General features: G+C 74.3%; 10 protein-coding genes. 6 read left to right on the top strand and 4 right to left on the bottom strand.

Translation table 11 applies throughout. The annotated features are described in order from the left end of the window. Together GPJ59_RS29625 and GPJ59_RS29620 are read right to left on the bottom strand one after the other, a co-directional pair. The coding region (locus GPJ59_RS29625; RefSeq protein WP_219670990.1) for a 1-acyl-sn-glycerol-3-phosphate acyltransferase at nucleotides 1–282 on the bottom strand (282 nt) is incomplete at its 3' end. Nucleotides 283–564: 282 nt separating this feature from the next. Continuing rightward, nucleotides 565–1,038, bottom strand: coding sequence for a MarR family winged helix-turn-helix transcriptional regulator (locus GPJ59_RS29620; RefSeq protein WP_219670989.1), 474 nt, complete (start codon nucleotides 1,036–1,038; stop codon nucleotides 565–567). Nucleotides 1,039–1,187: 149 nt separating this feature from the next. On the opposite strand from GPJ59_RS29620, the gene GPJ59_RS29615 reads away from it, so the two are divergent. The 3 genes from GPJ59_RS29615 to GPJ59_RS29605 all read left to right on the top strand — a co-directional run bounded on the left by GPJ59_RS29615 (nucleotide 1,188) and on the right by GPJ59_RS29605 (nucleotide 3,720). Beyond that, nucleotides 1,188–1,598, top strand: a complete 411-nt coding sequence (locus tag GPJ59_RS29615) for an organic hydroperoxide resistance protein (protein WP_219670988.1) — start codon at nucleotides 1,188–1,190, stop codon at nucleotides 1,596–1,598. A gap of 83 nt (nucleotides 1,599–1,681) precedes the next feature. Beyond that, a complete protein-coding gene (locus GPJ59_RS29610; RefSeq protein ID WP_219670987.1) occupies nucleotides 1,682–2,665 on the top strand; it encodes a phosphotransferase family protein in 984 nt (327 codons plus the stop codon). A gap of 113 nt (nucleotides 2,666–2,778) precedes the next feature. Beyond that, nucleotides 2,779–3,720: a nucleoside hydrolase gene (locus tag GPJ59_RS29605; protein ID WP_219670986.1), complete on the top strand. Its 942-nt coding sequence runs from the start codon at nucleotides 2,779–2,781 to the stop codon at nucleotides 3,718–3,720. Nucleotides 3,721–3,776: 56 nt separating this feature from the next. Here GPJ59_RS29605 and GPJ59_RS29600 read toward each other — a convergent pair whose 3' ends face one another. Next, nucleotides 3,777–4,712, bottom strand: coding sequence for a phosphatase domain-containing protein (locus GPJ59_RS29600; protein ID WP_308120556.1), 936 nt, complete (start codon nucleotides 4,710–4,712; stop codon nucleotides 3,777–3,779). A gap of 3 nt (nucleotides 4,713–4,715) precedes the next feature. Then, complete coding sequence (locus GPJ59_RS29595; protein ID WP_219670984.1) at nucleotides 4,716–5,924, bottom strand: T4 RnlA family RNA ligase; 1,209 nt, start codon at nucleotides 5,922–5,924, stop codon at nucleotides 4,716–4,718. Between the two features lie 160 nt (nucleotides 5,925–6,084). On the opposite strand from GPJ59_RS29595, the gene GPJ59_RS29590 reads away from it, so the two are divergent. The 3 genes from GPJ59_RS29590 (at nucleotide 6,085) to GPJ59_RS29580 (ending at nucleotide 8,477) form a co-directional block, all read left to right on the top strand. Then, nucleotides 6,085–7,080 (top strand): DUF1996 domain-containing protein, encoded by a 996-nt coding sequence (locus GPJ59_RS29590; RefSeq protein WP_219670982.1) that lies wholly within the window; start codon nucleotides 6,085–6,087, stop codon nucleotides 7,078–7,080. Nucleotides 7,081–7,179: 99 nt separating this feature from the next. Continuing rightward, nucleotides 7,180–7,761: a sigma-70 family RNA polymerase sigma factor gene (locus GPJ59_RS29585; RefSeq protein ID WP_219670980.1), complete on the top strand. Its 582-nt coding sequence runs from the start codon at nucleotides 7,180–7,182 to the stop codon at nucleotides 7,759–7,761. Beyond that, complete coding sequence (locus GPJ59_RS29580; RefSeq protein ID WP_219670979.1) at nucleotides 7,758–8,477, top strand: anti-sigma factor family protein; 720 nt, start codon at nucleotides 7,758–7,760, stop codon at nucleotides 8,475–8,477. Before GPJ59_RS29585 ends, GPJ59_RS29580 begins: the two co-directional genes overlap by 4 nt. Nucleotides 8,478–8,527: the final 50 nt, after the last annotated feature.

Genomic DNA, 8,527 nt, shown 5'->3' with positions numbered 1-8,527 from the left:
GTCGAGCGCCTCGGCGGCCCGCCCGGTCCCGCGATGCACGGCGATGTGCCCCTCGCGGGCCAGGGCGGGGCCGAGCAGGGGGACCCGCCACAGCCCGGCGGTGGCCATCACGACCGGTTCGACGCCGAGGCGGCGCAGGGCGGCCATGACGACGACGGGGTCGCAGAGCGAGGTGTGGTTGGCGACGAGGATGCTGCCGGGCCCCGGCCGGGCCCCGGGGTCGGCGGTGACGCCGAGGGACCCGAAGGCGGGCAGGACAGTGGCGGCGGCACGGCTGAGCACGGTCGGGCCCCGTTCAGGAGTCAGGAGTGGTGCGGTCGGACACCCCCATGCTCCGGGCGGCCGGGGCCCGCCGTCCTGAGTAGCCCTACTCAGCGCGGGGTGCGCATCGGGGCCGGGGCCTGCGTATCCGCGCCGGGCGCGGCGTCGCAAAAGGCGGAGCAGGGGCAGGCGAGGCCGGGCGGGAGGTCTCGGACCTGGCCCCCGAGGACCCCGAGGACGCGTAGGCCCCTTCTCCCGCCGGTCGGGCGGACGAGCCCCGGGCGGCGGCGGCCCGGGCGGCGCTCAGAGGTCCGCGGCCGCCGCGTCCAGCGCTGCCGTGAGGCGGTCCAGGCGGGCCTGGAGGTCGCGGATCTCAGCCAGGTCGTAGCCGGTCGCCGTGGCGATGCGGCGGGGGACGCAGGCGGCCTGGCTGCGCAGGGCGTCGCCCGCCTCGGTGAGCCGGGCGTGGACCGAGCGCTCGTCCTCGGTGCTGCGCTCGCGGCGGATCAGACCGGCCGCTTCGAGGCGCTTGAGCAGCGGGGACAGGGTGCCCGAGTCGAGGCGCAGGTGGTGGCCGATGTCCTTGACCGGCAGTTCGCCGTGCTGCCACAGCACGAGCATGACCAGGTACTGGGGATAGGTCAGGCCGAGGTCCTTCAGGAGGATGCGGTAGAGGCTCCCGAAGGCCCTGCCCGCGGCGTTCAGCGAGAAGCAGATCTGGCCGTCGAGGCGCAGGAGGTCCTGGTCGCTGAGGGTGGGGCCCGGCTGGTCGGTCATGGGTCCAGCTTACCCGGGAAGAGGTGCGGACGATTTACTTGCGAGGCATTGAGTTGTGCACAACTTAATTGTGTGGTCCTATTGAGGGGCGGCGGTCGACCGGCCACCGCCCCGGGCAGCTCCTGCCCCACCCTGCGAGAGGACCTCCGATGGACGCGCTGTACACCGCTGTCGCCACCGCCAACGGCCGCGAGGGCCGCGCCGTCAGCTCCGACGGCCAGATCGACCTGGCGCTGGCCATGCCGCCGGCCCTCGGCGGCAACGGCCAGGGCACCAACCCCGAGCAGCTCTTCGCCGCCGGTTACGCCGCCTGCTTCGCCAGCGCCCTCGGCCTGGTCGGCCGCCAGGCCAAGGTGGACACCAGCGACGTCTCGGTCACGGCCGAGGCCTCCATCGGCAAGGACGAGACCGGCTTCGGGCTGGCGGTCACCCTGCGCGTGGAGCTGCCCGAGGCGCTGGCCGGCGAGACCGGCGCCCTGCTGGTGAAGCAGGCCCACGAGGTCTGCCCGTACTCCAAGGCCACCCGCGGCAACATCCCCGTCGAGCTCGTCGTCGAGTAGTCGGTCGTCGAGTAGTCACCCGCGGCCGGACACCCGGCGCGCGTCCCGCGTCGCCGCCCCGACGCCCGCTACGTTCGCCTTCCATGGAAGCGATACGTACGGACGACTGGGCGGCGACGCGCGCGTGGGCCCAGGCCCAACTCGCCGCAGGGGAACGGATGGACGGGGCCGAGCGGCTGCGCGGCGGCTGGACCTCGCAGATGCGGCGGCTGCACATCACCGGACCGCGCGGGCCGCGCGCGCTGGTCCTGCGCTCCTTCGTGAAACCCTTCTACGTGCGGCACGCGCCGAACATGCTGGCCCGGGAGGCCGCCGTGCTGCGCCTCCTCGCCGGCACCGGCGTACCGGCCCCCGGCTTCGTGGCCGTGGACCCCGCCGGGGACCATTGCGACCACCCCTCGCTGCTGATGTCGGCGCTGCCGGGCGAGGTCCGGGTCGCCCCCGAGGGCGCCGCCGCCCGGACCGCGCTGCTCGCCCGCCAGCTCGTCGCCGTACACGGCCTGGAGGTCGCCGCCGCCGACCGGCCCCGGACGTACGAGGCGTGGACCGCGCCCGAGCGGGTCCGCATCCCCGAGCAGACCACCCGGCCCGGGCTCTGGCAGCAGGCGGTGGACGTGATCCGCCGCGAACCGCCCTCGTACCGGGCGCGGTTCCTCCATCGGGACTTCCACCCGGGCAACGTGCTCTTCTCCGGCGCGGACACCGACGCGGCCGACGGCACCGGTACGGACAACGGCACGGGCGAGCTGCGGATCAGCGGCGTGGTCGACTGGGTCGAGACCTCCTGGGGACCCGCGGACCTGGACGTGGCGCACTGCTCGACCGCGCTGGCCCTGCTGTACGGCGTACCGGAGGGCCTGGCCTTCGCCGACGCCTACCGCGCGGCCGGCGGCGAACTCGCCGAGCGTCCCGAGGACCACCTGTACTGGCGGCTGCTGGACGCCCTCGCGTTCGCGCCCGACGCCGAGAAGGTCGCCGTGCCCTGGCGGGAACTGGGGCGGACCGATCTGACGGCCGAGGTGCTGGCGGGTCGTCTGGAGGACTACATCGCGGCAGTTTTCGGCTGATTTGCAACGGGTCGTGACGTCTGAGGCGGGGCACACTGGTGGGGTTGGCCACCCGTGCGACCCCGTGCCGACCTGCGCCGCCCGTGCCGACCCGTGCCGCCGAGGAGAGACCGTTGGCCGTCCCGATCATCATCGACTGCGACCCCGGACACGACGACGCCCTCGCGATCATGCTGGCGGCGGGTGATCCGGGCGTCGAGCTGCTCGCCGTCACCACCGTGGCGGGCAACCAGACCGTGGAGAAGACGACGCTCAACGCCCGCAGGGTGTGCACGGTCGCCGGCATCTCCGGGGTGCCGATCGCGGCCGGCTGCGCGAAGCCGCTGATCCAGCGGCTCCGCGTGGCCGACGACGTGCACGGTGTGTCGGGTCTGGACGGACCGCGGTTCCCGGAACCGACGGTGGAGGCCGAGGCGGAACACGCCGTGGAGCTGCTCCACCGCGTCCTGACCGGGCACCCGGAGCCGGTGACCCTGGTGCCCACCGCCCCGCTGACCAACATCGCCCTGCTCCTGACCCGCTATCCGGAGGTCGCCGGGCGGATCCGGGAGATCGTGCTGATGGGCGGCTCGACCGAGCGTGGCAACCGCACGCCTGCGGCCGAGTTCAACATCCAGTGCGATCCCGAGGCGGCGGACATCGTCTTCCGCAGCGGCGTACCGCTCACCATGTGCGGGCTCAACGTGACCCACCAGGCGCTCGCCACACCGGAGGTCCTCGCCCGCTTCGAAGGCCTCGGCACCGTTCTGGGGCAGACCTGCGCCGAGTTGCTCACCTTCTTCGCGTCCACCTACCGCCGGCTGTGGGGCTTCGAGCACCCGCCGCTGCACGATCCCGTCGCCGTCGCCCGGGTCATCGACCCCGGCCTGGTGCGGTGCGTCGACGCGTACGTCGCCGTCGAGCTGAAGGGCGAGCACACCCGCGGGGCGACCGTCGTGGACCTGCACGGGACCCTGGGCCGGCCGTCGAACGCCAAGGTGGCGGTCGGGCTCGACGCCGACGGCTTCTGGGACCGGGTCGTCGGCGCCGTCGAGCGGCTCGGCCGCGCCGGCTGAGCCCGGTCCGGGTCCTGGCCGGGTCCGGGCCGGGTCCCGGCCCGGCGGACCGGCCTTCAGAAGTCGCCGTAGTTGACCTGCCAGGTCGGCAGGCCCATCCGGCGCCACACCGCGACCACCCGGTCCCGGTCGTCCAGCGAGACCCGCACCGCGTAGCGGTGGCGCACGTGGGCGTCGAAGAGCTCGGCCTTGACCAGGTCGTCGCGCCGGTGGTCGCCCCGGGCCCGCATCCACAGCTCGTCGTACGGGACCTCGTGCCGCCGCAGCCAGGACTCCGTCCGCTCGCGGTGCTCCTCGCCGCGGCCGGACAGCAGGACGACGACGTCGCCGTCGGCGCGCCGGAAGGAGTGCAGGGCCTGGCGCACCGAGACGTTGAGGACGTCCTCCTCGCAGCGGGTGAAGTCGTACGGGCCGCGGTCGCCGCGCAGCGCCAGCGTGCCGTCGATGTCGCACAGCACGGCCGAGGGCAGCGCGGGGTCGGCGGCGTAGGGCTTGACGGCCGGCTCGTCGTTCAGCCAGTCCGCGGTCAGCCGCCAGCCGCCCTTCCTCGCCTTGGCGTGCTTCTCGGCGAGGATGCGGATGATCTCCTCGCCGACGGCGCGGGGGCGCTCGGCGTCGCGGCGGACGCACTCCTCCACGGGGACGCCGGTGAAGTCGTGCACGACGAAGGAGGCCTTGCCGGCGACGGCGGCCTTCAGCCGCTTCGGGATGTTCGGCGTCAGGTGCGTGTTGTCGACGACGACGTCGAAACCGCCCTCCACGGCGGCCCGTACGGCGGCGTCCTGGATCCGGAGCACGGTCTGCTCGTGGGCGTGGGAGCGCTCGCCGCGCTCGGCGGCCGGCAGGTCGAGCATCGACCGCAGGTCGTCGAGGTTGACGCGGCGCATCCGGCCCCCGGACTCCTCCTGGAGCCGGCGGGCGGCGGTCGTCTTCCCCGAGGCGGGCAGCCCCGTCATGACATGGACCACGGGCATGGTGACAACCACGGGCACGGGTCAGTTCTCCTCGTCGGTGGTGAACGGATCGGACGCCTCCGGCCGCACGGAGCGGTACGAGGCGAACTCGGTGGAGCGCCCGTCCAGGCGCAGGAACATGGCGGGCCGGACCGCCGCGTCGGGCAGCTCCCGCACGGCACGGGCGAACGCGCCCCGGTCGGCGCCGAGTGCGGCGACCTGGGCGTAGGCCGCGTCGACGGCCCGCTCGCGCTCCGCGCACTCCCGCTCGATCCGGTCGATGACCTGGCGCACCCAGGCGTCGAACTCGTCGGGTACCTGCTCCAGCAGTGCGTCGAGCGGCTTGCCGCCCGCGGCCTCGATCTCCGCGGCCGAGCAGCCGAGGGCCTGGGCGACCTGCCGGACGGGCAGGCCGGCGAAGCGCTGGATGCCGTGGCTGCGCCAGATGTCGCGCTCGGTGACGCCGGTGAGCACCTTGTGCAGGCGCACGTACTCGGCGATCTTGGCCTTGGCCCGCACGCCCGAGGCGAAGCGCAGCACGAAGCCCTCGGCGTTGACGCCGGTGGCGCTCTCGCCGCCGGGCAGCGTGTCGGACTCCGTCAGCGCGAGCAGGTCGGCGAGCGGCATGGCCGGCCAGACCCGGACGACCGAGCCGACGGGCTGCCAGGCGGGCGCGGCCGCGGCGAGCGGGACCTCGGTGCCGTCGGCGGCGTACGCGGCGAGGAGCACCAGGTCGCGGCGGTCGCCGTAGTCGACGACGATGCGGTTCTGCGGGTACAGGACCTCCGCGAGGTAGGTCACGCCGGGCGTCAGGGCCGAGGTGTCCCGGGCGTCGAGCCGGCGCTGCGCCCAGGTGGCCTGGGTGCTGGTGAAGGAGCCCCGGGAGGCGGCCCGCCACCGTCCCGCGTAGTGGAAGACCACCGCGAGACTTCCGTCGACCTTGTCGTACACCTCGAACGGCTCGTCCGGCAGCGCGGGCGCGTACGCCTGGCCGCTCTCGTGCTCGCCGACGTTGAAGAACTTCGGCAGCGGCAGCGCGACGACCGCTCCGGTGGAGTCGTCGGCGACGAGGCCGCGGCAGCGCATCGTCACCGCGTTCCACACGCGCTCGTACTGGCAGGTGCGGGTGTAGGTGTAGAGGGACAGCGGCAGTTCGGGGTGCTGCTTGCGGATGACGTGGCCGGCGTCGAGCGCGGCCGCCAGGTCCTGCGGCGGCAGCAGTTCGTCGAGCGTCAGGGACGCCTGGCTCATGGGTTCCTCCCGGTGTGAGATGTCCGATTCTCAGGGGTGGGAGGCGCCCGTCGATACCGAATTAACGGCTGATTGTATGCAGCGGAACAGGACAGTCCTGTTCCGGCCCGGGAGGCGGCCGTGGTTGACGGGGCGGGAGGCGGCGGAGACGGTGACCGGCATGAGGAGAGAGCGCCGACTGCTCGTGCTGACCATCTGTCTGGTCCTGGGCGGGGGCCTGACGGGAGCCGTGCTGGCGTCGGGCGGCGACGGCCTGCCGGCCGGGCCGGGGCACGCGTCCGGTCCGGCGTCCGCGGCCGTGTACGCGGACCCGCGCGAGGCCGCGCCCTGGCCGACGGCGCCGCCGCCGGGGCCGGACGCGTCCACCGGCGTGGTGTCCGTGGACTGCGGCCGGGGCGAGGAGCGCCACCTCAACCAGGACAACCTGGTCGTCTCCCCCGGCCTGGCGGGCGGGGCGCACCACACCCATGCGTACGTGGGCAATCTGTCCACCGACGCGATGTCGACCGACGAGAGCCTGGCCGCGGCCCCCACCAGCTGCCGGGGCGGGGACCGGTCCGCGTATTTCTGGCCGGTGCTGCGCCGCCCGGACCGGCCGGGGACGCGCCCGTACGAGCGGGCGGCGGGGCACGGGAACGAGGGCGAGATCCTCGCACCGGCCGCCGTGGCGGTGGAGTTCCACGGGAACCGGGCCGGCAAGGTGGTGGCGATGCCGCGCTTCCTGCGGGCGATGACGGGCGATGCCGTGGCGTTCACCGCCGCCGACGCAGCCGGCGTACGGGCGCGGTGGGGGTGTTCGGGCAGCCCGGACCGCTTCACCACCGCCTACCCCCGGTGCCGGTCGGGCGAGCGCGTCACCCGCACCCTGGTCTTCCCGAGTTGCTGGAACGGGCTGGAGACGGCGCCCGCGGCCCGCGACCACCTGGCCTTCGCGGCGGCCAACGGGGTGTGCCCGCGGGGCACGTTCGCGGTGCCCGAGCTGCGGCTGTCGCTCGCGTACGACGTGCCGCCCGGGGTGCCGCTGGCGCTGGACTCCTTCCCCGAGCAGCGGCACAGCCCGCTGACCGACCACGCGATGTTCGTGAACGTGATGACGGACGCGCAGATGGCCGAGGTCGTGGCCTGCCTGAACGAGGGGCGGCGGTGCCGCGTGTGAGCGGCGTCACATGAACCGTCCCCCGGCGGGCGGCGTGTACGGGGCGACACGGACGCCCGGTGCGGCCGCGTCGCGCGGCGCGAAGAGGAAGAGGGTGGGATGGCCGGACCACTGTGGCCCCGCGGTCGGCGGGGCTCGACCGACGAAGCATTGATCAGGGCGGTGTACGAGGAACACGGCGCCGCCCTGCTCGGGTACGCCACCCGCCTGACCGGTGACCGGGCGGTCGCCGAGGACGTCGTGCAGGAGACCCTGATCCGCGCCTGGCGGCACTCGGAGGTCCTGGTCAACGGCAAGGGCTCGGTGCGCGGCTGGCTGCTGACCGTGGCCCGTAACATCATCACCGACCGGTACCGGGCGCGGGCCGCGCGGCCGGCGGAGGTCTCGGGCACGCCCGCGACCGTCCCGGTGGAGGTGGACCATGCCGACTCCGTGGTCGACGCGATGGCGGTGCTCGGCGCCCTCGACCGGCTGTCGCCGGAGCACCGCAGCGTGCTGACGGAGCTCTACTACCGCGAGCGCAGCGTGGCAGAGACCGCCGACAGCCTCGGCATTCCCGAGGGCACGGTCAAATCGCGCTCGCACTACGCGCTCAAGGCGCTGCGCGAGGCGTTCAAGGAAGACGTCAGCCGGCAGAGCAGGCCCGACCGGCCCGCCGGACTCAGGGAGGTGGTGGCGTGACCCGGCAGCAGCACGAGGAGGAACTCCTCGGACCGTACGTCCTCGGCGTTCTCGACGCGGACGAGATCCGACGCGTGGAGGAGCACATGAGGGGATGCGTGCACTGCCGACAGGAGGTGGACGCGTTGCGGGAGATGGAGAGCGCGCTCGGCGAAGTGCCGGACGAGGCGTTCTGGGAGGGTCCGCCACCGGGCGGGGACCTGCTGCTCCAGCGCACGCTGCGGCAGGTGCGCGGTGAACGGGACGCCGTGCGGCGCCGCCGCTCGGCCGTCGCCGGGCTGGCGGCGGCGGCCTCGTTGGCAGCCGTGTTCTGGGCCGGCACGCTCGCCGGGAACACCGGGGACCCGGGCGTCGCGCTGCCCCCGCCGCCGTCGGCGTCCGCGACGCCCTCTCCCCCGCCGCCGGGGACCAAGGTGGCGTCGGCCACCGACCAGGGCACGGGCGTCCGGATGACCGTGCAGATGACACCGGCCATGAAGTGGGTGCGGGTGCACGCGGCGGTGACCGGGGTGCCGGCGGGCGAGCGCTGCCGGATCGTGGTCGTCGGCCGCGACGGCAGCCGGACCACGGCCGGCGGCTGGGTCGTGGGCAGCCACGAGAACGGCGAGGCCAAGGGGGCCTCCCTGGACGGGTCCGCGGCCGTCGATCCCGCGAACGTCAAGGAGATCGTGATCGAGAACGAGGCGGGAAAGCGGTACGTCTCGGTCCCGGTGTAGCCCGGGCCGGCCCGCCGCGCCGCGGCGGGCTGGCCGGGGCGGGGGCGGGC

The organism is Streptomyces bambusae (assembly GCF_019400985.1).
Classification (GTDB): domain Bacteria; phylum Actinomycetota; class Actinomycetes; order Streptomycetales; family Streptomycetaceae; genus Streptomyces; species Streptomyces bambusae_A.
Note: the sequence above shows the minus strand (reverse complement) of the source record. Positions and strands in the feature narration are given on the sequence as shown.